The organism is Flavihumibacter petaseus NBRC 106054 (assembly GCF_000974785.1).
GTDB lineage: Bacteria > Bacteroidota > Bacteroidia > Chitinophagales > Chitinophagaceae > Flavihumibacter > Flavihumibacter petaseus.
The window spans coordinates 1,889,644-1,913,828 of sequence record NZ_BBWV01000001.1 but is presented as its reverse complement, the minus strand read 5'-3'; the positions used below and the strand labels follow the sequence as shown (position 1 = coordinate 1,913,828).

Genomic DNA, 24,185 nt, shown 5'->3' with positions numbered 1-24,185 from the left:
TTGTTTTAAAATGAGTCGTTACAATTTGTTTTGGTTGGTCCCTTCAGGCAAATTGCCTAATCGCGGACAGGTTTCGCCCGTCCATACCCGGTAGCGCCATGGAACCAGCTGGCTGCCTGACCGGTTAACCAGAGATAGGTATCGGTGGGCAGGCCGTCTTCGATGCCTACGAAACGCAATCCTTCTGTACCGTTAACGGGAGTATTGGACTGATTCGCAGTCTTGAAAATGGCGGTGCCTTCATCGATTTCGTCAAACATGGCCACATACAGGGATTGCGCTCCGGCGCCTTTGGCACCTGCCACCTGCTGCCAGAGAAAATCTCCTTTAAGCCGGGGAATGGCATTGTAAATGGAGGCATCCTTATGCATATTGCCCCAGCTGAATCCCGGAAATACCAGCGGCACGTAGGTCACCTTGTTGGTTTTACACCACTGCTGATCATCATACACATTACGCGGCTCATAATTGGTGGAACTGTAGCGGCCAACCGCCCAGGGCATCACGATATCGCACTTTTTGATAAGTTCATGCAGGGCCGGGTTCTTTTCAGTATCTGAGCCGAGCGTTCTCCAGTAATAGGGAACACCAAGCATGATCGCATAGCGGTTATCAGATCCCTTCAGCTTGTCCACAAGCCTGTTGACGTCGTCGATGGTATACTTCCTGTTGTCGTTGAAGCCAACTCCCCAGATCGTTACCAGCGGTTTGCCACCATGGTACAGGTACGTGGGATTTTCTTTGTTGTCTGAAAGCTTAAACAAAGTCTGCAGTTCCTTCCAGTCTGCTTCCAGGTAATCAAGATCGCCGCTGGTGCAACCACTGAGGTCATACATCACACTGATGGCACGGCCGTATTTCTTTGCAGCTTTGAGTGCGTTGGCGAGCACTTTATTGAAATGCCTTTTACCGGAGGGGTTGGTGGATTTCACTTCACCAACAAACCGCTGCATATGTACGCCGTCGATGCCATAGTCTTTCATCCATTTGAAATGGAGGTCTACACTCTCCTCGTCATAGGGGCTGTAGAGGTAAGCATCTGATCCATCGGCAAATTTGAAAGGGGACTTATACCGTTTGGTGTATTCGGTGATATCCGGCCAGAAATCTACGTTGGTGTTTCCCGGATAGAAACCGCCATGGCCCTGGTAGTGATACCAGCCGCGGTTTGAACCGTCTCCTTCTGCCGCAAACCATCCCTGGTAACCTGCCATTACGAGTCCGGAGTATGACTTGTACAACAGGCCGACTGTATCATACACATAGTCATTGCCGGGTGGATCCACCGGTCCGGAAGGACCGTCTGATCCGCGGGAACAAGCCATGCACAGCAGCGCACCGGTGAGCATCTTATAGATCGTGGTTATCATTGCTGCGGCACTTCTATTTTGATGATTTCGGAAAGATTGGAACTCTTGTCACTGTTATCGAATCTTACACCTACCCGCACAAAAAATGTGCGGCCGGGAATGAGATCTTCGATCGTGATTGTCCTGTCTTCTTCACTGAGGTCGGTATAGGCCTTGTTCACGGTCTTCCGGAACACATCGGAAAAATCATAGATGGAAGCACCTGGTCCAACGATCTCAGTAGTATTCACATAAGGCTGCACCTCGATCACATTAGGAATGCCATCAATTGGAGCCGACACATTGAAGTGCAATGTCAGCGTAGTACCGTCCAGCTCATACGTGAAATTTTCCACGTTCAGGTAGGGTGTCACCTGGAAATCGTAGGTGGTGCCTTTGCTGATATCGAGCTCAACCGGCGGGATCGGCCAGAAAGCGCCGCCTTTCAGCGATACCCGGTAATGTCCGGAGAACAGTTTGGAATTCTTGAAAGTGCCATCATACTTGATTGGTATATCCTGGGGGGATGGTGTTTCACTCCAGCTCAATTGTTCCAGGCGGATCGCGAAGTTGCCGGTACAGGTCTGAAGATTCTGTTTGAATCCTTCGTTCAGCACACTGCCTTCAAAAGAAGCATCCGGACCATCATAGTTGTCGGGCTTCACACAGGATGCTGCCAGCAGGATGCAGGCGCCCAGCAAAAGTTTACCCATTCTTAGTTTCATGACTTTGAATTTTTATGACTAGTAATTGGGGTTATTGGGATAGAGATTCGGATTCTTGCCCAACTCGCCGCCCGGGATGGGCTCGTAATAAAACCGCTTTTCGAAATTGTAGTTGCGCCCGAACGTCTCCGGCTCTTTCAGGAAGATGTATTTGCCTTCGTTCATCACGAAGTAAGGCATCAGTCCCTTGAAGCGGGCATTGTTCAATACCACATCAGCAGTGCGCCAGCGCTTAAGATCCCACCAGTAGTGATTTTCGAAAGCAAGCTCCATGCAACGTTCGTTGCGTACAACATCCACAGTCATATCGGCCATGGTAAGCGGTGTGGCACCTGCGCGGTTGCGGATCAGGTTCAGCGCAGCCAGCGCATCGTCCAGCTGGCCAGTCTCTATATCTGCCTCGGCACGGTTCAGCAATACTTCAGCATACCGGAATTCGATCCAGTGCGTGGTGCTGGTGAAGAGGTCAACATCTGCCTGCGGGCGGCGGTAGTCGATGTATTTGCGTACATAGAAACCGGTGCGGGTTTTGTCGTCGCCGGACGTGCTGATACCGGTTTGTCCGATTATGGTCTTCCCTTCGAACGTGGTATTCGGATCTCCGGACAACATGTATTTCCGGGAATTGGGATCTTTGGCTACCTCATCAGCGGCAGTACCGCTGAAAGAAGGATAGAGACCACGCTGCACATCGAACCTGCGGTCACGCAGAACATCACCCGGGAAATAGATGGTGCCACGGAGACGTGGTTCCAGCCCCTGGAATGCGTCAGCCAGGTTGGTGTAACGCGTAGGCGTGCCATCACCATTGGTAACATTCAGCGCACCGGAACGCTCAACAAATTCCAGCGTAGGATATGCGCGGCTCAGCGCATTGGCTGTCATAAAACGCGGGGAGAAAGTTGCGTCCCAGCTGTGCGCCGTGCGGCTCGGAATAGAGTAGTTGCGTACGAGGATGTTTTCCGGGCTTTTGTCATCGAGAAAAGCATCCGCATAGTTTTGTTCCTTGTTGGTGTTTGCGCTGTACAATGAGTATTTGCCTTCCAGTTGTTTTGCTGCTTCAATAGCTTTCTGGAAAAATCCGTCAGCCTTTTCTGCTGCAATACCAACAAAACCCATGGCACGTGCATCACCATCTACAAAGTTCTGGGAACCATACTTAGCAATACTTCCTGCATACAGCATGGCCCTTGATTTCAAAGCAGCGGCGGCATATTTGTTAGCCCTTTCCGCAACATTGGTTTCAGGAAGCATGGCAATAGCCTGGTCACAATCGTTCCCGATAAAATTCCAGGTATCTTCCTCCGTGTTGCGGGGCACTTGCAGTTCTTCAATGGATTGATCCGGGTAGTTTTGGGTAACGGCAATCAGGGGAACACCGCCATAGCGTTTTGCCAGTGCGAAATAATAATACGCTCTCAGGAAATACGCTTCACCCAGGAGTTCATTTACTTTATTGCCGGCAAAATTGGCGGAGTACTTGGGAAGCGTTTCGATAAAATAGTTCACTGCGCGGATATCCTTGTATGGCCAGTAGCCGAAGCCACCGCCAATATCCATTCCGCCCCATGGACCTACCATTTCACCGCAGGCAGCGCCGGAGTGCCAGAAATGTTCCCATTCATGGTGGAGATTAAAACCCGACTGTCCGTCACGGCCCGCAGGGCGGTAGGTAAAGTCTTCAATCGGCAGCTTGCGGTACACTTGTGCCAGGTATACATTGATTCCCGCTTCGCTGCTGAAAATCTGATCGTCTGACAACAAGTTATTCGGCACAACATCCAGCTTCTGACAGGATCCCATTATTACCAGGATACCCGTTATCAAGAAGATGCTTATTCTGTTAATAGTTTTCATGCAATAAATTTTAGAAGGTAACTGAAGCGCCCACATTAAATGTGCGGTTGAGTGGATACTTATAACCGCCCAGGCCGTAGTCGAAGCTGGCGCCTGGAATTTGTCCGGGGTGTTCCGGATCACTGTCCTTCAGGCCACTGATAGTAAACAGGTTATAACTGTTTACATAGAGCCTGGCATTTTTCATCCCGATACGGCTGATCCACATACGGGGGAAGCTGTAGCCAAATTCCAGTGTTTTACAACGCAGGTAGGATGCATCCATCACTGCTTTGGTAGAATTGTTGATCAATCCATAGTTGTAGCCCATCGCCGGGTATTTTCCGGAAACCCATTGTGTGTTGGGATCGAAAACATTGTCGTCGGGATTGACAGTATGCCAGCTGTCCAGGAACTTGGTCAATGAACTGCGACCATACATGAGGGGTTCAGCATATTGTTCCGCGTATTGCACCCATACACCAGTGGCACCTGCAAACAGGGCACTCAGGTCAAATCCCTTGTAATTGAGGCTGATATTGAAGCCATAGTTGATCAATGGCAGATCATAGGTAGCGATGGGATGATAATCATCTCCATTGATCACGCCATCTTCGTTCCAGTCTTGCATGTAATAATCTCCAGGAACGATATTGTTGTTTCCTCCGCCATTATTGGTCTTGGCAGTATAGATCTCCTGGTAATTCTGGAATTGTCCGCCATAGTCAACACCCCACCAGATATTCATATTCCGATCTTGCTGTCTATTCCTCCATTGGTCATACTCATTTCCAAAAGCACCCTGTATCCTATCACTGTATAGCCGACGTGCGTAAGAAACGTTCCCACTGATAAGCACCCCAACATCCCGGAACCGGTTTCTATGAGTCAATTGCAGCTCCCAACCCTGTACCCGGTCACTTTGCAGGTTTTCCGGCTGAATTTCGACCCCCACAGTTCCTGGCAACGTCACTGATTTGGTTCCCGGTAATCCGGTCTGGTCCCGCCGATATAATTCCACGACGCCTTCCAGCGCTCCATCAAATAAACCAAAATCAAGGCCGATGTTTTTGGTTTTGGAAACACTCCAGGTCGCATTCGGATTGGCAACACCGCGATTTTCAGCACCGCCGATGAACCCACCATTGAAAATATATCCCCAAATAGAATTGTCGTTTGGATTGATGGTGGGATAGTTGTAACCCGAAACATAAGCAAATTCAAATATGGCGTCGTTACCCAGTTCGCCATAGCTGCCACGGAGCTTCAGGTTGGAGATAATTCTCGATGGTACCAGTTTCTTGAAAAATGGTTCCTCGCTGATCCGCCAGCCTGCCATGAAGGCTGGAAAGAGGCCCCACCTGCTTTTGTTGGTTGGACTATATTTATTGCTGGCATCATAACGTACTGTCGCTTCGAAGAGATATTTGCCGAGGTAGTCATAGGTAGCCCGGCCAACCCAGGAGCGCATGGTAATTTCCCTAACGCCGCCTGAAGAAGTATTGCCGATTTGACCTGCATCATCCCCGCCAAATAAGTAATCCATTGGAATAGACATATTCCGGGATGCAAAGAAGTTATCGCTTTTGGTATGGTTCTCCTCCAGCAACGCAACTGCCGTTACATTGTGCTTACCGCTGAATGTGTTGTTATAGGTCAGCGCCAATTGACTGAGCGTCTGAAAACCCGTTCCATATGTGCGGCCCAGGTTAGAGGGTCCGTTTACGTTAGACACCAGGTACTTATCGGTATTGGCATCATAGGTATAAAGATTATAGGCCTTCTTGTAATCTGAATTGTCGTCAACGGTATAGCCATAGTTGAACATACCCCGCGCCTTCAGTCCTTTCACGAAAGGGATATCGTATTCCAGGTTGGCTTGTGCCTGCAGGTTTTTCTGCGTACGCTTGCGGAAACCCACATAGTCTGAATTGGAGATGGCAACAGGGTTGGCATTGTCCGGCATCACATTCAGGTACTCAGGATTGTTGTTCGCGTAAATCTGGTTGATGGGGATCTGGTTCCAGGTATATTTGAAGATGGTCCACAAATCCTGGTAGGGTTGGTTCTTTTCATCCATCACACCGGAAAGCAACAATCCTGCACGAAGGCGGTCATTGATCTTCACGGTGGTGTTGGAACGCAGGTTCCACCGGCTGTAGTCCATGTCGTTGGACTTCATCAGACCATCCTGCTTCATATAACCCAGACTCAGGAAGGTGGTTACTTTGTCTGTACCACCAGAAATGCTCAGGTTATGCTGCTGCTGGGGTGTTACCGTATTGAAAGCTGCACCGATCCAGTCAGCGCCCTGGTAGGTTCCATCCATCCAGGGCTTGATATCCTCATACGAATAGGCAGGTGGAGCATTCGACACAAAATTGTTCGCAAAATCCCGTTTCATTTTTTCATTGGTCAGCATCATGTAGTCAACCGGCCCAACGCCATCCGGCATTCCAAGAAACTGTTGCCAGCCCTGGTTGAAGGAGTAGGTGATGTCGAACTTGTTGGCACGTGCTGAACCTTTTTTGGTGGTGATCAGGATCACCCCGTTGGAACCACGGTTACCATAGATTGCTGCAGCAGCATCCTTCAGCACTGAAATGCTTTCAATCTCATTGGGATCCATCCGCTCGAATCCTCCCCTGGGAACACCATCAATTACAACTAACGGCGAACCGCCATAACCGCGGATATCGAAACTGTTTTCATACGCGCCAGGTTCAGCAGTCCGCTGTACCATCCGCAAACCCGGGATCTTACCGGTCAGCATGTTGGCAACGTTCTCGTTCTTGGTCACCGTCAGTTCTTTGCTGGTGATCTGTGAAACTGCGCCGGTGAGCGTCGTCTTCTTCTGGGTACCATAACCCACTACCACCACATTGTCGAGGCTTTGCTCATTACCCGCCATGGCAATGTTGATGGCAGTTCTTCCCTTGATCTCTTCTGATACTGTTTTCATACCCACATGGGTGAAAACGATCCTTGTCGAAGCATCCGGAACGGTAATAGAGTATCGACCTTCCGGATTGGTGGATGCAGTGATGGTGGTAGAACCGGAAACAGTTACGGTAACGCCGGCAAGTGGTTCCCCATTCGTGGCATTGGTAATTTTTCCGATAATCGTTTTCTGCTGTGCCATCAGGCATGCGGGGAGCACGCAGATCAGCATCAACAGGTGACGTATGATTCTCATAATTTTTTTGTTAGTAGGAATGAATGAAATAATGGGCTGATATCGCCGGGCAGCAGACCGCTGCCGGAACGATTGTTCATGGTGGTAGTAGATGGCAGAATGGCATAGCAGTGGTATTTTGGTTAATTAAATCGTTAGAAACCGGCACGTCCCGCGGTACCCCATTTCTTGTTCGGGTATGGTCCCATCTGCAGGTCAACCCTGCCGCCCTGCATGAGTTGCTCATGCGTGAACCATGGCCCGTCAAGTGGTTTGCCGTTGATCGTTGCCGATTGGATATACTTGTTCTTAACTGAACAGTTTTTTGCATTGAGGATAAAGCTCTTCCCGTTAGGTAAGCGGATGCTGACCTTGCTGAACAATGGGCTGCCGATGGTGTAAAGGGGTAACCCCGGAGTAATGGGATAAAAACCCATGCTGGAGAACACCACAAATGCCGTCATGCCACCGCCATCTTCGTCTCCCGGAATACCGAAAATATTATCCTTGAACCAAACATCCAGCAGGAAACGTACTTTTTGCTGTGTCTTCCATGGCGCCTCAGTGAAGTTGTACAGGTACGGAATATGAAAACTGGGCTCATTACCCATAGAATACTGACCCACCAGTCCGGTGGCATCCGGAAACTCATTCCAGAACTCATACTTCGAACGGCCCAGCCCGGTAGAAAATAACTGGTCGAGCCGCTTTTCAAAGGCTTTCCTGCCGCCCATAAGGTTGATGAGCCCGGGAATGTCCTGCTGCACCTGCCAGAGATAGGTGTAGCCATTGTTTTCATCATAGTAATCGCGGCCACCTTTTCCGCCGTCAAACAATGGATCGATGCCAATCCACTCACCTTTATCATTCCGGGGCATAAAAAACTGGTTCTTTTCCTGCCACAGGTTCTTGTAGTTGCGGGAACGGGGTTCAAATTTTTTCCAGTCATCTGCTTTTGACAGTTCCCTGGCCATTTCGGCAACCGCCCAGTCGTCATAACTGTGCCCAAGGGTAACAGCAACGGCCTGGCGGCGCTCAAAATGATGCACAGCGGGGACAGTTTCCTTTTCGCCTGGCGCAAGCGCCGGAAAATAGCCATTGGTCTGATAATAATCGTCCAGTGAAGTTTTGGGACCATTTACCCATGGAATCATCGTAGCATCGGTGGCATTTTTCCGCATGCCTTCATAGGCTTTGGCAAAATCCACCTCCTTCAAACCTTTCCTGTATGCATCCAGGAAAACGATGGAGGAATGGAAGCCATTCATGCAGGCATGGTCTCCAAAGAGAACCGGGAATGTTGGCATCCAACCGCCCTGCTCATACATGCGCACAAAGGATTGCAGCATGTCCGACTCCTGGGCAGGATCCAGGATCATCCTCAGGGGGTGATGGGCCAGGTAGGTGTCCCAGGTCCAGTCATCCACATAAAAAGGGCGATTGTCCTGATGGATCTTTTTATCAAAGCCGCTGTAATACTGGCCGTCTTCGGTGATGTTCACCATTCTTTCCATGGTACGGTAGAGCGCGGTAAAGAAAGCCCGCTTCTGGGCAGGGGTTCCCCCTTCTACCTGGATCTGATCCAGCCGGGTGGCCCATTCCCTTTTTGCATGGGCCTGCACATCCGTAAAAGATTTTGCACGTACCCCCTTATCAAAGTTCCTTTTGGCCTGTTCTGCACTGATATAACTGATCGCATACCGGAATTCTACCTTTTTGATGGCGGGTTCGAAGCGGATCAGCGCGCGTGGGGATTGCCCCGTTATGGCATCCGACTCACTTACCTGCCCCCCCTTCAGCACACCGGGTTTGCCGGCTACACTGAATTCTCCATAGGTATAAACAGCGATGTCTCCATGATACGTCTCCATTCCCCGGAAGACCCTGCCTTCCGTAAACTGAAAACTGGCTGGTCCATCATTATAGGTGGAAAACAACAGGCTTTTTGACGCGCCTTCCGGAAAGCTGAACCGGTAAACACCGGTTTTTTCGCCAGGCGCGAACTCAACCCCTACTTCATCATCCAGCAGCCAGGTGGAATACCACCAGGGATGCCGCTCCTCAAGATCATGGTCAAACCGCATCCGGTTGTCCCAGGATGCTGCAGTAATATCACCAACAGCCGGTTTCAGTGAAAATACCTGGCCAAGGCGATGGGAAACAATGTTCAGGGGAAAACTACTGATATACTGGTCCAGGTAATCTTTACGTTGGGGACTCACCCGGATCATCTGGTTCGGCAGATGAACCACAGGAAGTGTAGGCTCCAGGAGTTGCCCCACATTTCCGATGACGGGGTCAACCCATTCAAGGTTGGAGGCAGGAACGGATTTCTGTGAAAGGGCCGGAAAGGCAATCGCTACCAGGAACCCGACAAAGGTCAATTGTCTTCTCATACGCAAGCAAAGGTTTACGAAAAATAACACTGCAATAAACCCTTGAAGCCTTAACAAACCCCCTAACAAACCCCTTAATGGCCGTATTAATATCGATTTTTTTGAAAAAAAACAGGAAAAAAGGAAAAATCAGGCGTTCCTGACTACTTCATTGAAGCTTTTGGCAAAATCCTCACCATAGATCTCCTTGTACTCTTTGGTGAATTTAACGTAGGTCGTATTGGCCAAAGCATGACGCTTCAGCTGGATCAGGCCCTTGCATTTGTACTCAAGGGCATCTTCGTTCAATCGGTCAAACTGAAAAATACAGTTGCAAATCTCAATTACCGGCTCAGCTTCCTCGGCCAGGTTAACCTGGCGGATATAACGGAGGCTGTCATCAATCACCTGGTTGGACACGTCAGATTTTATATCGTCCAGCCAGTTGTACTCCGTCTGCTGTAAAAAAGGTCCGTGTTCTGCAATGGAAAGCAACCGGCTCATATAACTATTATCTATAACCTGATTTTCCTTCTGCAGCCGGGTGAATTGCTGATAATCCACATTGCCTGCTGTTCCGGCAACAAACTGCCAGTATCCCCCTTCCCGGTTGAAAATGCCATGTCCGGTTTTTTCCAGAACGGTCTTCAGCTTGGCCAGGTTCACCGAGCGGTTGTTTTTGGCGTCCTTCTGAGATTTGTCGTGCCAGAGCATTTCCGTCAACGCGTCAGCAGATATTCCCTTGCCATTCCGGTAAGTATAGATCAGGATCAGCAGGAACAGTTCCTTTAATAACGGGGTAAACGACTTGGTGATATCATTACCTTCACTGTCGGTTACCAGGAACTGACCGAACAGCTGAACTCTACTCGCCGGGTCTGCTGGCGCCACCATTTCGGCTACCCGTGTTTCTTCATGTTTGATTTCTTCGCGCTGTCCAGGCATTACCGCTACTTTCTGTTGCTGCCGGGCCCGTTCCCTCCACCATAATCCAAAAAGTGCTGCGAGTACCAGGGCGCCAGCCACCCACCAGAACTTCTCTTTCCCCGTACTTCCATCCACTCCCTTTGCACCAGCCATGATGGCTTCCGCGGGAAAATCGATGGTATAGATCCGGACCCGCGTGGTTTTGTTTTTTTCCGTTTCAGGAGAAGAAAACAGCGTAACAGCGATCAGTTTGCTGCTCCGGGGAGAGAAATACAGGTCGGCAAACGACTGGATATCATAAAATGCATAAGGAATCGGGTTGCCCAGGTGAACCAGTGCACTGCCATCCAACCCCCCTTTTACCAGCTGCAAATGCGTATCAAAGCTGCCATTTTCGAATATCAGTGCGTAGTAACTTTTGTTATCCGGGTCCATTACCAGGCTGTTTGCAAAAACATGATGGGGGTTGGCGCTGTCAATTGCAAAAAGCTTTCTGAACTTCCGCTGCCGTACATCGTATGCAAACATATCGTAATAATTACCCGGGTTCAGCATCTGGTCTCCTGTGGGACTTCCATAGCCGCCAAGGATAAATGCTGTATCGCCAGTCGGGTTTGTTCCCAGTGCAGCCAGGTACCTGGGTGTGAATGCATCACCTGATACGGCAACCTTTTCCCATCGGTGATCGGTCAGTCCGTATCGGTATATGGAGTTCTTGTATTTGAGCTGGCCGTAACCGCCTACCATATATAAAGCGGTGTCAATGGGTGATACGAATTTGTTCGCGTGCCAGAATTCGGTCAGAATTGAATCATGCATCGCCCCCGACCAGGAATGATCAGCCGGGTCGAGAGAAATTACCCGGCGCTGGTCGACGGAGAAATCATAGATCCTATTAGTGAGGGGATCGAATACCGCCTGGTTGCCCAGCTGGAAATTCGGATGACCGGACACCAACCACTCCACATTGTTGCGTATAGCAGGATTGACCACTCCCAGGGAATCACTACCGGCGATATACAACCGGTCAGCCTGAACATTATAGGCAATGGCGGCATTTCCGCCCACTACAAAACTTCCCCATTCTTCCCAGTACTGGTGTCTGGGTTTGATCCACACCGGATGCTTAACCGCTGCCACCCTGTTTCCCCAGCGATCTGTACTGCTCACACCGCTGGTATCTGCCAGGCTCCAGAAATATTTTTCCTTTCCTTCGTCCAGCAGGCGGATATCCTTTACCTGCATGGGCGGAAGGTCACGGGTATTGAACCGGTAATGGTCATTGGCGCCCCACAGGATCTTATAGCAATTGCCTTTAATAGCAACCTGTTGACTGCCCCTGTCCTCTCCGTTCACCTTCAGTGAGATGGTTTGCTTCCCTGCATCAACGGTAAAACTGAAGTGACTCCAGTTCTTGAACAGTGCCGCTGAATCAAGACTAAATACGATACTGGTCAGCTGCTGGCCAACCACCACTTTAAACGTATTCTGCGTACAGACCAGGTCGATGTTCTGATTGCTGTTCACCAACCGGACGATATACCCGAAATAGATCTGCTGGCCCGAAAGGAAATTGAGGTCGAAATCCATTTGCATAACAGATCCGAAACACAGGGAGTCATTGGGAGAAAGATCAAGTGCCGTACGGTTCTCCTGTACCACAGCATGACTGTTGAACGCCAGTCCGTATGATTGGGCATTCAGGTAAGCAGCAGACAGCAGCAAAAGGGAGAGACTAAGCAGGTATCTTATCATACGGCGGAAAAGACAACCGCTAAAATAGGAACCTATTTGCTGAAAACCATATTTACCGCAGGGAGTTCCGGTATCGAAGGAAGGAGGTTGCCAATCTCGAATTTCACATCCGTCAGCCATTTAAAATACACTACTGTAATTCCGTATTGATCTGATACCGGTGTAAGCCGGATCGAGTCTCCGGTGATCTCATAATAAAAGACATCGGCATGGTCACTGCCGGCGGCCTGGATGCTCATCTGGTTTTCACCGGTAAAGTTGATGATCATCCGGCCTGGAATGGGTGACAGTTCTATATATGCCCCATTTACATCGGCAGCCGGTGCTGCTTCATCTTTTTTGCAGGAAGCCAGGGCGAATGAAAGGCATGCCACCAGCAGGATCAGCCATCTGCTACCCGCTATATTGCCAACCATATATTTCATAAAGCCTTTTTCGGGTTGACCTCCTGAAAAGAAAAAAGGTTGCATCAGGCCGGTTACCGGTCATCCTATTCCCGGAATTGGAAATTCCCCTATATTTAACAGGTTGAAACGTGTTTTCGCCATATTCCTGCTAACTGCCTTCCTGTTTAACCTGGTGGGATATAATCTGGTATTTAATTACCTGATAGAAAAGGCCGATTGGCATTTTGCCCAGGCGAGAGACAACCAGCTGTTCGACGAATCGGACCTTACCGAACTAAAAGTGGCGCTTAACCTTCCTTATTATACGGATCAACCCGAATTCGAAACGGTAGAAGGAGAAATTGTCATCAACGACATTCATTACAGTTACGTAAAAAAACGCATCTCCAACGATACGTTATACCTGAAGTGCAAGCCCAATGCGCAGAAATCAAGATTGGTAAAAGATAAAACCCGTTTCGTCAATACTGCCAATGATCTGCCTGCCGGCAAAAAACAACATGACACCTCCAAAAAAGGCGGTTTCGGATTTGAGTACAATGAAAGCCACTCCCTCCAGGTAACGCAACCGGTTATACTACCTGATCAGCTGCATTTCGCATTGCTGTCAGAACTTCCCTGTAATGGCTATAGCCTGCAACTGCTTCACCCCCCAGCGGTAGGCTGATAAGCACTTTTACATTCCGGCAACTGGCGGCTAAGCTTGCGTTGCCATACTATGCTGTTCACAAATCCATCTATGCCATACATTCCACTGGAAGAGCACCTGCCGGGCATTACCGGCCTGCTCGAGTACCGTAAAGACACTGCGGAGCCTATCCGGGAACTTACACAGTTCCTCCTCCGCGGCCCTAACACATTAACTGAGGGTGAACGAGAGCTGATCGCCACCATCGTGTCCCACCGCAACCTGTGCCACTTTTGCGCCACTGCCCACACAGCAGCAGCAGATATCCTGCTGGGTGAATCCAATACCACAACGCGGATCAAACAGGATATCACCACTGCTCCCGTGAGCGCAAAAATGAAGGCTCTGCTTACGATTGCTTCAATGGTTCAGGAGTCCGGCAAATCAGTAACGGATGACGCTGTGCTGGCGGCAAAGGTTGCCGGTGCCTCTGATACTGAGATCCATGATACGGTGCTGATCGCCGCATTGTTTTGCCTGTACAACCGCTATGTTGACGGACTCGCCACCGTTACTCCCCAGGATCCGAATTTTTACCAGTCACTGGGGCAACGCCTGAAAGACAATGGCTACAATCGCCTGCCCCAGGGCTATGACCATCTAAAAAAGCAACATGAGCAACAATGACCGCATCACCCCTTATCACTGGGTGCTGTTTACCATCTGTTTTCTCGGCACTGCATTCGCAGGAACCATATCAACCCTTATGTCCGTTTACCTGCCGGTTGCCGTCAGAGACCTGTTAGGAACCCAGGATGATGCTGCGCTCAACCGCATCAGTGCCTACATCAGTGCCATCTTTATTTTCGGCGGTGCTTTCGGCGGTTTTGCCTGCGGCTGGATCAGCGACCGCTTCGGCCGCAAACCTGCAGTGATCATTTCCATTGCGAGTTACGCCATTTTCACGATCGCTACCGGCCACATGCAATACTGGACAGGCGTGCTGATCTGCCGCTTTTTCAGCGGATTTGGCCTGGGCGCAGTTCTCGTCACCACCACGACAATTATTATGGAAGAATGGCCTGCAAAATCGAGGGCGATCTTCCTTGGGATCCTTTCCATCTCCATTCCCATCGGCATCTTTTCAGCCGGCGTAACCCAATATATCTTCCATTCCTGGCGGGAAGGATTCAATGTAGGTTACCTCCCCCTTGTGCTGTCACTGGTTTCCGTAAAACTGCTCAGGGAATCCCGTTCCTGGCTGGAAAACAGGTCAAAACCAGCTGTTTCAGGAGGCCCCGGAGACATTTCGGCCAGCGAAAGTATCTTTTCGGGTAACCATGGTCGCGACCTGCTGTCCGGCTCAGTAATTTTTGGTTCGATGCTGATCGGTCTGTGGGCAATATTCTCCTGGATCCCTACCTGGATCCAGACTTTGATTACTGAAGGCGATGGCCAGCAGGAAAGAGGTATCAGCATGATGATGCTGGGCATAGGTGGACTGGCTGGCGGATTTTTGTCGGGCTGGCTCATGAATGGTATCGGTGTACGCAAATCGATGGTGCTTTGTTTCACCGCCTGCACCATTCTTTCATTTATACTGTTCAAGACCAATACTGTTTTCAGCGCTGTGATCTATGCTGAGATCCTGGTGATTGCACTCTTTTTCGGTGCCAGCCAGGGTGTTCTTTCTGTTTATATTCCGCAATTGTTTCCTGTTGCCATCAGGGGCACCGCCACAGGCTTCTGTTTTAATGCAGGCCGCCTGGTGACCGCCACAGCCGTGCTTTTCGTTGGCGTACTCGTTACCGAACTGGGCGGTTATGGCAATTCACTTTTCGTTTTTTCCATGGTATTTCTCATCGGTCTCTTTACACTTCTATTCACCACACCAAAACCTGCTGAAAATGGCACATATTGAACTGGAAGCCGGCGTGCCCGGTATCCGCAGCCTCGCTTTGTTCCGGCCTGAAACTGCCGGCCCCCTCTATGCACTTGCTGAAGTGCTGCTTCGTGGCCCCTCAACACTGTCACCGGCAGAACGCGAACTGATCGCCGCCTATGTTTCCTCCCGTAACAATTGTGTCTTTTGCATGAGCAGTCATGCTGCGGCTGCACGATGCCTGTTCGGGGACGAAGCCGGAACGGTTGATGCAGTTCTGGAAGATGTTTCACATGCACCCATCAGTGAAAAACTGGATGCGCTCCTGAACATTGCCGGGAAAGTGCAGATCCTCGGCAAACAGGTATTGCCCGTTGATGTTGAAAAAGCAAGAGCCGCAGGTGCGGATGACCGCGCTATCCATGACACCGTGCTGATCGCCGCAACCTTCAGCATGTTCAACCGGTATGTTGACGGCCTCGCCACGCTTACCCCTACCGATCCCGAAACCTACGCCGCCATGGGTAAACGTCTGGCGGAACACGGTTACAATCCACCCAAAAAGCCCTGAAAAAACCAACCTGCAATATGCCACACATCAAACTTCCGGAGGGACTTCCCGGTATACGCGGTCCAATGGCGTTCAGCCCCGAAACCGCCAAGCCACTCAATGAGCTGGCAGAGATCCTGCTGCGCGACGACAACAACTCCCTTTCACGCGGTGACCGCGAACTGATCGGAACTTATGTTTCCGCACTGAATGATTGCTTTTTCTGCCAGAATGCGCACGGCGGTATTGCACAGCATTACCTGCAATGCGACATCAATTTTATCGACCAGGTAAAAGCTGATTTCCGGTCCATGCCCCTCAGCGATAAACTGAAAGCATTGCTGGAGATCGCCGGCAGCGTACAGAAAGGCGGTAAATATGTAACTACTGAACAGGTGGATGCTGCCAAAGCCAACGGAGCAACCGACAAGGAAATACATGACACTGTACTTATCGCCGCCGCATTCTGCATGTTCAACCGCTACGTGGATGGCCTCGCAACAGAAGCGCCGCGCGACCGGCAGATCTATGTAGATCGCGGTCCCCGCAGGGCTGCCGAAGGCTACCTCAATTTTGATTTATACAAATGATTGACACCAAAACCAAAAGCTTCAAATGAAAAAATTGCTCCCCTACCTTGCAGCCCTGTTGTTCAGCTGGCTGTGGGTACCCTCGCTTCTTGCCCAGCAAAAAACCATCTCGGGCAAGGTTACTGACAATAAAGGAAACCCGATTCCCAATGCCACGGTGACTGTTGAAAAAACAAACCGCGGAACTATGACGGATGCGGCCGGACAGTTCAGCCTGGAAGTTCCGGAGAACAGCAACCTGGTCATCAGTTACACGGGCTTCCGCAACCAGGTTATTCCGGCAGCAAAACTGGCCAGCGGCAGCCAGGTCACCCTCGTGGAAGATGTTGCGAAGCTGGACGAAGTGGTCGTTACCGGTCTTGCCACCAGCCTGAAGCGCCGCAACCTTGCCAACGCGGTGGTTTCCATTTCCAGTAATGAACTCAATGGTGTGGCGCCCGCCCAGACCTTTGATGCTGCCCTTAATGGAAAGATTCCCGGTGCCTATATCAATGCCAATACCGGCGCCCCCGGTGGCGGCCTTTCTGTAAAACTCCGTGGCGTTACTTCTGTTTACGGTAATACACAACCGCTTTATGTAGTGGATGGCGTTTTCGTAGACAACACCGCAACCAGTGCAGGGATCAACACCGTTACCGGTGCCGCTTCCACCGGCGCTACGTCCACCCAGGATAACCCCTCCAGCCGGATCGCCGATATCCGTGCCGAAGACATCGAAAACGTCGAGATCCTGAAAGGCGCTTCCGCAGCTGCCATTTACGGATCAAAAGCCGCCGGCGGGGTGATCATCATCACCACCAAACGTGGCAAGCAGGGACGCACCAGGGTCAATATCTCCCAGGATCTGGGGGTGATCTCAGCCCGGAAGCTGCTCGGCGTAAGAAAATTCGATGCCGACAAAGCAGCCAGCCTTTCTTCTGACCCTGCTACCAGCGAAGCACTCCGCCAGCAATTCATTGCTGCAGAAGCCGCCGGAAAGATCTATGATTATGAAAAAGAAGTTTACGGCAACAAGGGCTTCGCGCGCAACACTACCCTCAGCCTCAACGGCGGCAGTGAAAAGACCGGCTTCTTCTTTTCAGCCTCCCAGAAAGCAGAGGATGGCATCGTGAAACGTACCGGATACCGCAACACCAGCCTGCGCCTCAACCTCGACCACAAACTGACAGACAATATCAAAATCGGCATCGCAACGAACTACATCAATTCTTCAGCAGACCGTTCCCTCACCGGCAACGATAATGCCGGTGTGACCCTGGGTATCGCCCTGTCCTCCACTCCGGGCTTTGCAGAACTGCATCCAGACGAAAACGGCAAGTATCCCAACAACACTTTTGCTGCTTCCAACCCGCTGCAAACAGTAGCGCTGATGCGCAACAACGAGTCTGTAAACCGTTTTCTGACGGGTCTTACCCTCGATGCCACCCTGCAGAAATCTGACCGCAGCACAACACGTTTTATTGGAAGGGGCGGCTTCGACTTCTACCAGCTCGAAACCAATGCACTCTTCCCCGCCGAGCTTCAGTTCCAGACAGTGAATAAGGGAACCAGCATGCAGGGCAACACCCAAAATCTCAATACCAACTTCATCCTGTCGCTGGTGAACCAGTTCCGCGCAGGTGAGCAGCTCAACCTCACCACATCTGCAGGGATCACGCAGGAAAAAGGCGACTACAACAACCTGCTCAATGTGGCTACCCAGGTAATTACCGACCAATCTAATGTGAGCCAGGCCGGTGCACTTTCTGCCACACAGTTCCGCACCAAATTCCAGAACAGCGGTTTCTTTATCCAGGAAGAAGCATTGATCCGCGATGGGATCACCGTCACCGGCGGAGTCCGGTTCGACCAGTCCTCCAACAATGGTGACGCGTCGAAATACTATGCCTACCCGAAAGCCGGGCTTTCCGTTAACCTCACCCGCCTGAATGTGATCAAACAGGGTGTGGTGGAAGATTTCAAATTGCGTGCTGCTTACGGCCAGGCCAACAATACCCCTGCTTATGGCAGTAAGTTCACTTCCATGGTAGTTTCCAATATCCAGGGCTATCCCGGTTCACTGGTCAATATCCAGCGCGGTAATCCTGATATCAAACCGGAAAAGCAGACAGAGCTGGAAACCGGATTTGACATCGCCTTCCTGGGTGGCAAACTGGGACTCAGCGCCACATATTACAACAAGAAAATTTACGACTTCCTGATGCTGGCTGGCCTTCCCGCATCCTCTGGATTCAGCACACAGTGGACCAACGCAGGTGACCTCCAGAACCAGGGTGTGGAAATCGGCATCAATGCCAAACCGGTAAGCAACCGCAAGGTGAATTGGAATACCTCCGTCAATTTCTGGCTGAACCGCAGCAAAGTGACGAAACTGACTGTGCCTTCTACGCCTTTGGGTTCTTTCGGTTACGTCCTCGGAACTTACCAGATCGAAGAAGGCAAATCTGCCACACAGTTGGTGGGTCTGAATGGACAGGGCGTAGGCGTGCTGGGTGATGCAGAGCCTGACTTCCAGATGAACAGCTACAACGAGGTGACTTTCTTCAACAAACTCAGCCTGCGTTTCCTCCTGCATTGGAAAAAAGGTGGCGAAAACGTGAACCTTACTTCCATGCAGAACGATTTCGGTGGCACCAGTGCAGACTATGATGATGTTACCAACGACAAGGGTCTGCCTGACGGTGTTTACCGCATCATGCAGGTAGGTTCCACAGCTGAAGTTTTCGTAAAAGATGCCAGCTATTTCCGGGTGCGTGAAATTGCGTTGTATTACAACTTCGGCACTATCCCTTCGATCAAGTTTGTAAAGGGTCTCCGTGTTGGCGCTTCACTGAACAACTACATCACGATCACCAACTACAAGGCCTACGATCCTGAAGTATCCAACTTCGGTACCGGCTTCTCCAGTGGTATCGATGTATTGCCTTACCCCGCCAGCAAGCGCGCTACTTTCCATATTTCCATCGACTTCTAATTCAACAAAGACATTTGATATGAAACACAATATGCTCCTTAAAATAGCTTTGCTGTTGCTGGGATCTGTAATGTTCCTGGGCGCCTGCAAAAAAGAATATGGCAACCTGAATAGTCCCACAGTGGAGGACTTTCTCAAAGACGCCACACAAAGTCAGCTTAACAATCTCGTGAGTGGTACGGAATCCGGCATGCGGAATGAAATCACGCTCTACCTCGATGATGTTGCCACCATTGGCCGGGAAGGATATCGTTTCTCTGGTTCAGAACCACGCTATGTGACCGACCTGCTCGGTGCCAACGAAGCACAGCTGACCAATAATGCATTCTATACGACCAACCCCTGGGCGGCCAGGTACCGCGTGATCAAGAACTGCGATGTATTGGAAGCGTCCGCTAACCGGAGTACACAGATCACGGCTGAACAGAAAAAAGGATACTCAGGATTCGCCAAAACCATCCGGGCGTATCAATTGCTCCTGGCATTGAACCTCACCTATCAGAATGGTATCCGCGTGGACGTATCTGATCCCAATAATCTGGGTCCGATCGTATCCTACGACAATGGCCTGGCCGCGATCATCAGCCTGCTCGATGCAGGTAAGACCGACCTTACCGGCGCGACCGTGTCGTTTCCGCTCAGCTCCGGCTTCAGCGGATTCAATGATGCTGCCGGACTCATCAAATTCAACCGCGCACTGGCAGCAAGGGTAGCGTTATACCAGAAGAACTATACTGCTTCACTCAGCAATCTCAATGAGTCTTTCTTTGATCTCAACGGAGACCTCAACACGGGCGTTACGCATGAATACAGCACCGGATCAGGCGACCAGCTGAACGGTATGTTTATTCCGCAGAATCAGAATGGCGAGATCAGGCCTGCTCACCCGAGCTTTGCAACTGACATTGTTCCGGGAGATGATCGCATCAGCAAAGCCACGCTCCGCACCAGCACAGCTTCCCTGCAGGGACTGAGCAGCAACCGCGATGTTTGGGTGTATACTTCAAGCACTGCTTCTTTGCCGATGATCCGGAATGAAGAATTGATCCTGATCTATGCTGAAAGCAAAATTCAGCAGAATGCTTTGCCCGATGCCATCGTTGCGCTTAATGTGATCCGAGGAAAACACAACATGACGCCTTATGCTGGCGGTGTAACACAGTCTGCACTGTTAAACGAACTGTTGTATCAGCGTCGATACTCGCTGTTCTATGAAGGACACCGCTGGATCGATCTCCGCCGTTATGACCGCACTAACGAGCTGCCGAAAGACCGCACTGATGATGATATCTGGATTCAATTTCCGTTGCCGAATACTGAGGGCTGATAAGGTCTTCTGTCGATATAGCTACTAATCAGAGCCTTTAACTTTAGTCCCGGTGTGTCTACACCGGGACTTCTTCTTTATCAAACTGCTGTTTGAGATCGCGCACATTGTCCAGGATGCTTTTTAGCCGTGCATCTTCATTTCTCAGGTTCCGCTTCCCGATCACGAAATAGGCAATAATCATCCAGGCACCATAAATGAGCAGGAAAAGCGCGACGTTCAACGGCTTACGGCCACTAAAAATCTCAATACAGTATAATCCCATGCCAAGGTTCAGTGCGATAAAATACAGGGGTACATTCCAGGCTGCCTGTTTCCTGCGGAAGCGGTAATAGGCTTCCCACTGTTGAAGGTGCACAGCAGGCAGGGCAGTTTCATCAATGCCATGCAACCGGAGCCAGGTAAACAATAATAGCACCGATTGTGCCCAGCAGACCAGCCCGATAACAACGACGCCTGCATAAGTCACCTTGCTTTGAAACGGTATCCCGGAAAAATAGCCCAGCCAGAACACGAATAACCCGGTTATGAAAAGTGAAGCAGCTCCAAACTTCAGTTGCCGTTCCAGCTTATTCCGCGAGGGAAAGGCGGACTTCCCGCGCCTGGGCAGAACCGGAACAACAGGCCAGGTTGTTTCCGCCGGCAGTGGCGCCAGCTCCTGCATGCCTTCATGCAGCGGGATCAGTCCTGGCTCATCCGATGACTGCCAGATTTCTTTCAGGTCGTCAAAGCTGTTCATATCGGTTATATATTTCCGTGAGCTGTTTTTTTATCCGGTGAATCCTGACCCTGAGGTTATTTTCCGTAATACCGGTAATTCCTGCGATCTCTGCATAGGGCTTGTCGTCCAACACAAGGGTAATGATCAGCCTGTCCGCCTCAGGAAGCTGGCTGATACACCGGTAGAGCAGCTGCACCTGTTGCTCTTTTTCATTACTCTCCGCCATCATAGGCAGTGCCGCCAGCACTTCCGGGTCAGTGACCCGGTCCTTTTTTTTACGCAGGTGACCCAGGCAGGTGTTTACTGCAATCCGGTAGATCCAGGTGCTCCATTGTGCTTCACCCCGGTACTGGTGGCGGTGCCGCCAGGCCGACAGGAAAGTTTCCTGCAGCAGGTCCTGCGCGAGGGAAATATCGCCGGTGTACCCGAGGCAGACTTTATATATGCCGGGACTATGTTGCTGATATAATGCCGTGAATTGCTGGTCCAAATGCTTTCTTTGGATGCACCAGGGAGAAAATTATTACAGAAAATTACAGGCGCACCAAAAATTACTGGCCGGGTACATTCATGCCCTTGTATCCCGCCGTCTTTATGACCATACCGTCTTTATTGACCGAAGTGGCCAGCAGTGACAGTTTGCTTTTTTCTGCAGTATCGGAAACGTCCATTTTCATCACCACCCCCGAACCGAGTCCTTTTGCCTCCGGGATGTTAAAACCACCCTTCATGGAGCTCAGACTTTGCAGGAAGTTGCTGTACCCGGAGCCAAGGGCAGCAGTAACCCAGATCAGCATGGTAGTAGTTTTATTAATTACCTGGTACTGATCACATTTATAACCAAGAATGGTTTCGGTTTTGCCGGTTTTTGTAATCTTAACATCTTTTGCAGGATCAGATTTCGGGGTCTCCGTTTTCTGTTTTGCTTCTGCCTGTTGCTTCATTTTGTCAAGATCCATCACCATGTACATCTTCTGTGCCTCCATAAAAGTGACGGCAATTTTTCTGCCCAGGTCATAGACCATGGTCATGCCCTTCATTTCTCCCGTGCCTATGCCGGAATAGTCGCTGTTGGAAAACCATACATTCATCTGGTTGGTACGGCCATCACCGGACTTCATTTCATAAGCAACACCAAGCTTGAAAATATATTCGGGAGCGGGGGTTTTGGACTGCGCAAGCAGCAGCCCGCCAGTACAGGCAAGGATCAGGCAGCACAACAATGATTTGACCATGATTTCTGAATTAGCTGTCCGGTAAGGTACTCAATTCTTCACGATTTTGAATTCAACACGGCGGTTCAGCTGGCGGTTCTCATCCGTATCATTGGGAACGATCGGTTTGCCTTCACCATAACCCTGTGAAGTCAGGCGGCTCTTCGCAATTCCTTTGCTAAGAATATATTCCATGACCGACCTGGCCCGGTTATCACTAAGCTTGAAATTGTATTCGTCTGAACCATGACTGTCTGTATGTGCGCTGAGTTCGATCTCGATGGTGGGATTTTCTTCCAGCAGTTTCACGACCCGGTCCAGCTCCAGGAAACTTTCCGGACGAAGTGCCCATTTATCGAAATCAAAGAAGACGTTATTCAGGCGCACGACCGAACCGATCTCGATCGGTACAAGGTAGAGATCTTTGTGAATTTCCTTAAAGCCCTGTTTCACCAGAGAGTCAAGATTCAGGTTTTCGGAAATGGCAAAGAAATGATCCGCAGTTGCCCGGATGCTGTAGTTTTTGTCGTAGGGCAATACCATCTTGAAGGCGCCGTCGAACGGACTGCTCAGTCCGTTACCTGCAACATTGCCGTCTGGCAGTGTTTCATATACCAGGTTGGCACTGATCGGCAGTCCGGTCTTCTTGTTATATACATTACCCGTAAGCATTACTACCGGGTCAGGCTTTTCCTGTTCCATTAACCGCACGCGAACGATGTCACTTTCTCCCAAAGTATTCTCGGAATTGGTCAGGTAGGCATATTCACCACCGGCATCAAGAGTAAAAAAGGCATCCCAGTTCTCAGTGTTGATGGGCGCACCGAGGTTAACCGGATCAGACCATTTCTGCCAGCTGTTATCAAGGCGGCGGGTCCGGTAAATATCGTTGTCACCCAGGCCACCGGGCCGGTTACTGCTGAAGTAGAGTGTTACTCCGTCAGCACTCAGGTATGGTGTCATCTCATCAAAATCCGGCAGGTTAATTTTCTTGCCAAGTGATTTCGGTTCAGACCAGGTTCTGTCGGGTTGCAGGAAACACACGAAAATGTCATTCGCAGCCCCGCCCTGTTCCGGTGTCATATACAGCAACAGGGTCTTCCCATCCTGGCCCATGGTAGCGCCGCTTTGACGCCCGCGATCATACTTCTCATAATTTTTGATCCTCAATGCTTCCGGCTCGCTGAACCTTCCGTTTTCCTGGAGCGTGCACATACTTACCCCGCGCCCGTTATAAGCGCCATTGTAAAATGCCCCGCGGATCAGGATCCGCAGGTTATCCGGCGACACCCAATACACCGCATTGTAGTGCACTGTATTCAGGGGATAGGGCAGGTGATGCGCTTCCATCCATTTGCCGGTTACAGTGTCTTTTTCCGCAAACCAGATATCCTGGGAATTGGGAACTGAATTGTACTTGGTATTGGAGGGATGATTCTCACACACGAAAAACAACAGGGTGCCATCAGGGGAAATCGTGGGCCGCAACTCCGCAAATTCGGAATTGATGTTCGGACCCATATTTTCGATCTTGATGATCGTATTGGCGGTAATGATATTGTCCTTTTGCTGCACCAGCTTCGGCAACGAGTCGTTCAAAGGCTGCGCCAAAACGGGTACCACAGAGGCTGTAGCCAGGATCAGGGATATAAAAGCTTTCAACAGTTTGGATTTTACTCCCTTAAAACGCCATTCCCGGGGTGATCATTACATGAGTGGTAAAAAAAAGTCCGGCCAAGTCAGATAAACT

Annotated in this window: 18 protein-coding genes; 7 read left to right on the top strand and 11 right to left on the bottom strand. The window is 50.3% G+C overall.

Annotation, left to right across the window (positions count from 1 at the left end):
- Positions 1-56: 56 nt before the first annotated feature.
- From FPE01S_RS08090 to FPE01S_RS08060, 7 genes are all read right to left on the bottom strand, one after another.
- Positions 57-1,370, bottom strand: coding sequence for a glycoside hydrolase family 99 protein (locus FPE01S_RS08090; RefSeq protein WP_052955602.1), 1,314 nt, complete (start codon positions 1,368-1,370; stop codon positions 57-59).
- Entirely contained in the window at positions 1,367-2,074 is a 708-nt protein-coding gene (locus FPE01S_RS08085; RefSeq protein WP_083990167.1) for a DUF3823 domain-containing protein, read from the bottom strand. The genes FPE01S_RS08090 and FPE01S_RS08085 overlap by 4 nt, the downstream gene beginning before the upstream one ends.
- An 18-nt stretch (positions 2,075-2,092) precedes the next feature.
- A complete protein-coding gene (locus tag FPE01S_RS08080; RefSeq protein ID WP_046368232.1) occupies positions 2,093-3,931 on the bottom strand; it encodes a RagB/SusD family nutrient uptake outer membrane protein in 1,839 nt (612 codons plus the stop codon).
- A gap of 10 nt (positions 3,932-3,941) precedes the next feature.
- Positions 3,942-7,106: a SusC/RagA family TonB-linked outer membrane protein gene (locus tag FPE01S_RS08075; protein WP_046368231.1), complete on the bottom strand. Its 3,165-nt coding sequence runs from the start codon at positions 7,104-7,106 to the stop codon at positions 3,942-3,944.
- 134 nt (positions 7,107-7,240) lie between these two features.
- Positions 7,241-9,481 (bottom strand): GH92 family glycosyl hydrolase, encoded by a 2,241-nt coding sequence (locus tag FPE01S_RS08070; protein WP_046368230.1) that lies wholly within the window; start codon positions 9,479-9,481, stop codon positions 7,241-7,243.
- Between the two features lie 129 nt (positions 9,482-9,610).
- Positions 9,611-12,142 carry a Kelch repeat-containing protein gene (locus FPE01S_RS08065; protein ID WP_046368229.1) on the bottom strand — a complete coding sequence of 844 codons (2,532 nt, stop codon included), beginning with the start codon at positions 12,140-12,142 and terminating at the stop codon, positions 9,611-9,613.
- Positions 12,143-12,174: 32 nt separating this feature from the next.
- On the bottom strand, positions 12,175-12,567 hold the full coding sequence (locus FPE01S_RS08060) for a hypothetical protein (protein ID WP_046368228.1): 393 nt from the start codon (positions 12,565-12,567) through the stop codon (positions 12,175-12,177).
- 103 nt (positions 12,568-12,670) lie between these two features.
- Between FPE01S_RS08060 and FPE01S_RS08055 the strand changes: the two genes are divergently transcribed.
- The 7 genes from FPE01S_RS08055 (at position 12,671) to FPE01S_RS08025 (ending at position 20,500) form a co-directional block, all read left to right on the top strand.
- Positions 12,671-13,216 (top strand): hypothetical protein, encoded by a 546-nt coding sequence (locus tag FPE01S_RS08055; protein WP_046368227.1) that lies wholly within the window; start codon positions 12,671-12,673, stop codon positions 13,214-13,216.
- A gap of 72 nt (positions 13,217-13,288) precedes the next feature.
- Positions 13,289-13,864, top strand: a complete 576-nt coding sequence (locus FPE01S_RS08050) for a carboxymuconolactone decarboxylase family protein (protein ID WP_046368226.1) — start codon at positions 13,289-13,291, stop codon at positions 13,862-13,864.
- Complete coding sequence (locus tag FPE01S_RS08045) at positions 13,851-15,098, top strand: MFS transporter (protein WP_046368225.1); 1,248 nt, start codon at positions 13,851-13,853, stop codon at positions 15,096-15,098. Before FPE01S_RS08050 ends, FPE01S_RS08045 begins: the two co-directional genes overlap by 14 nt.
- Entirely contained in the window at positions 15,085-15,630 is a 546-nt protein-coding gene (locus tag FPE01S_RS08040; protein ID WP_046368224.1) for a carboxymuconolactone decarboxylase family protein, read from the top strand. The genes FPE01S_RS08045 and FPE01S_RS08040 overlap by 14 nt, the downstream gene beginning before the upstream one ends.
- A 17-nt stretch (positions 15,631-15,647) precedes the next feature.
- Positions 15,648-16,199, top strand: a complete 552-nt coding sequence (locus FPE01S_RS08035; protein WP_046368223.1) for a carboxymuconolactone decarboxylase family protein — start codon at positions 15,648-15,650, stop codon at positions 16,197-16,199.
- Between the two features lie 25 nt (positions 16,200-16,224).
- Positions 16,225-19,173, top strand: coding sequence for a SusC/RagA family TonB-linked outer membrane protein (locus FPE01S_RS08030; RefSeq protein ID WP_046368222.1), 2,949 nt, complete (start codon positions 16,225-16,227; stop codon positions 19,171-19,173).
- 19 nt (positions 19,174-19,192) lie between these two features.
- Positions 19,193-20,500, top strand: a complete 1,308-nt coding sequence (locus FPE01S_RS08025) for a RagB/SusD family nutrient uptake outer membrane protein (protein WP_046368221.1) — start codon at positions 19,193-19,195, stop codon at positions 20,498-20,500.
- A 58-nt stretch (positions 20,501-20,558) separates the two neighbouring features.
- On the opposite strand, the gene FPE01S_RS08020 is transcribed toward FPE01S_RS08025, so the two are convergent.
- The 4 genes from FPE01S_RS08020 to FPE01S_RS08005 form a co-directional block, all read right to left on the bottom strand.
- Entirely contained in the window at positions 20,559-21,239 is a 681-nt protein-coding gene (locus tag FPE01S_RS08020) for a hypothetical protein (RefSeq protein ID WP_046368220.1), read from the bottom strand.
- Positions 21,226-21,711 carry an RNA polymerase sigma factor gene (locus FPE01S_RS08015; RefSeq protein WP_217998177.1) on the bottom strand — a complete coding sequence of 162 codons (486 nt, stop codon included), beginning with the start codon at positions 21,709-21,711 and terminating at the stop codon, positions 21,226-21,228. The genes FPE01S_RS08020 and FPE01S_RS08015 overlap by 14 nt, the downstream gene beginning before the upstream one ends.
- Positions 21,712-21,772: 61 nt before the next feature.
- Positions 21,773-22,456: a DUF4412 domain-containing protein gene (locus tag FPE01S_RS08010; RefSeq protein WP_046368218.1), complete on the bottom strand. Its 684-nt coding sequence runs from the start codon at positions 22,454-22,456 to the stop codon at positions 21,773-21,775.
- 30 nt (positions 22,457-22,486) lie between these two features.
- Positions 22,487-24,097 (bottom strand): OmpA family protein, encoded by a 1,611-nt coding sequence (locus FPE01S_RS08005; protein ID WP_052955601.1) that lies wholly within the window; start codon positions 24,095-24,097, stop codon positions 22,487-22,489.
- Positions 24,098-24,185: the final 88 nt, after the last annotated feature.

What these genes read in the sequence shown, in the direction of transcription:
- FPE01S_RS08090 (WP_052955602.1), bottom strand. Translation starts at nt 1,370, where the DNA reads ATGATAACCACGATCTATAAGATGCTCACCGGTGCGCTGCTGTGCATG.
- FPE01S_RS08085 (WP_083990167.1), bottom strand. Translation starts at nt 2,074, where the DNA reads ATGAAACTAAGAATGGGTAAACTTTTGCTGGGCGCCTGCATCCTGCTG.
- FPE01S_RS08080 (WP_046368232.1), bottom strand. Translation starts at nt 3,931, where the DNA reads ATGAAAACTATTAACAGAATAAGCATCTTCTTGATAACGGGTATCCTG.
- FPE01S_RS08075 (WP_046368231.1), bottom strand. Translation starts at nt 7,106, where the DNA reads ATGAGAATCATACGTCACCTGTTGATGCTGATCTGCGTGCTCCCCGCA.
- FPE01S_RS08070 (WP_046368230.1), bottom strand. Translation starts at nt 9,481, where the DNA reads ATGAGAAGACAATTGACCTTTGTCGGGTTCCTGGTAGCGATTGCCTTT.
- FPE01S_RS08065 (WP_046368229.1), bottom strand. Translation starts at nt 12,142, where the DNA reads ATGATAAGATACCTGCTTAGTCTCTCCCTTTTGCTGCTGTCTGCTGCT.
- FPE01S_RS08060 (WP_046368228.1), bottom strand. Translation starts at nt 12,567, where the DNA reads ATGAAATATATGGTTGGCAATATAGCGGGTAGCAGATGGCTGATCCTG.
- FPE01S_RS08050 (WP_046368226.1), top strand. Translation starts at nt 13,289, where the DNA reads ATGCCATACATTCCACTGGAAGAGCACCTGCCGGGCATTACCGGCCTG.
- FPE01S_RS08045 (WP_046368225.1), top strand. Translation starts at nt 13,851, where the DNA reads ATGAGCAACAATGACCGCATCACCCCTTATCACTGGGTGCTGTTTACC.
- FPE01S_RS08040 (WP_046368224.1), top strand. Translation starts at nt 15,085, where the DNA reads ATGGCACATATTGAACTGGAAGCCGGCGTGCCCGGTATCCGCAGCCTC.
- FPE01S_RS08035 (WP_046368223.1), top strand. Translation starts at nt 15,648, where the DNA reads ATGCCACACATCAAACTTCCGGAGGGACTTCCCGGTATACGCGGTCCA.
- FPE01S_RS08030 (WP_046368222.1), top strand. Translation starts at nt 16,225, where the DNA reads ATGAAAAAATTGCTCCCCTACCTTGCAGCCCTGTTGTTCAGCTGGCTG.
- FPE01S_RS08025 (WP_046368221.1), top strand. Translation starts at nt 19,193, where the DNA reads ATGAAACACAATATGCTCCTTAAAATAGCTTTGCTGTTGCTGGGATCT.
- FPE01S_RS08020 (WP_046368220.1), bottom strand. Translation starts at nt 21,239, where the DNA reads ATGAACAGCTTTGACGACCTGAAAGAAATCTGGCAGTCATCGGATGAG.
- FPE01S_RS08010 (WP_046368218.1), bottom strand. Translation starts at nt 22,456, where the DNA reads ATGGTCAAATCATTGTTGTGCTGCCTGATCCTTGCCTGTACTGGCGGG.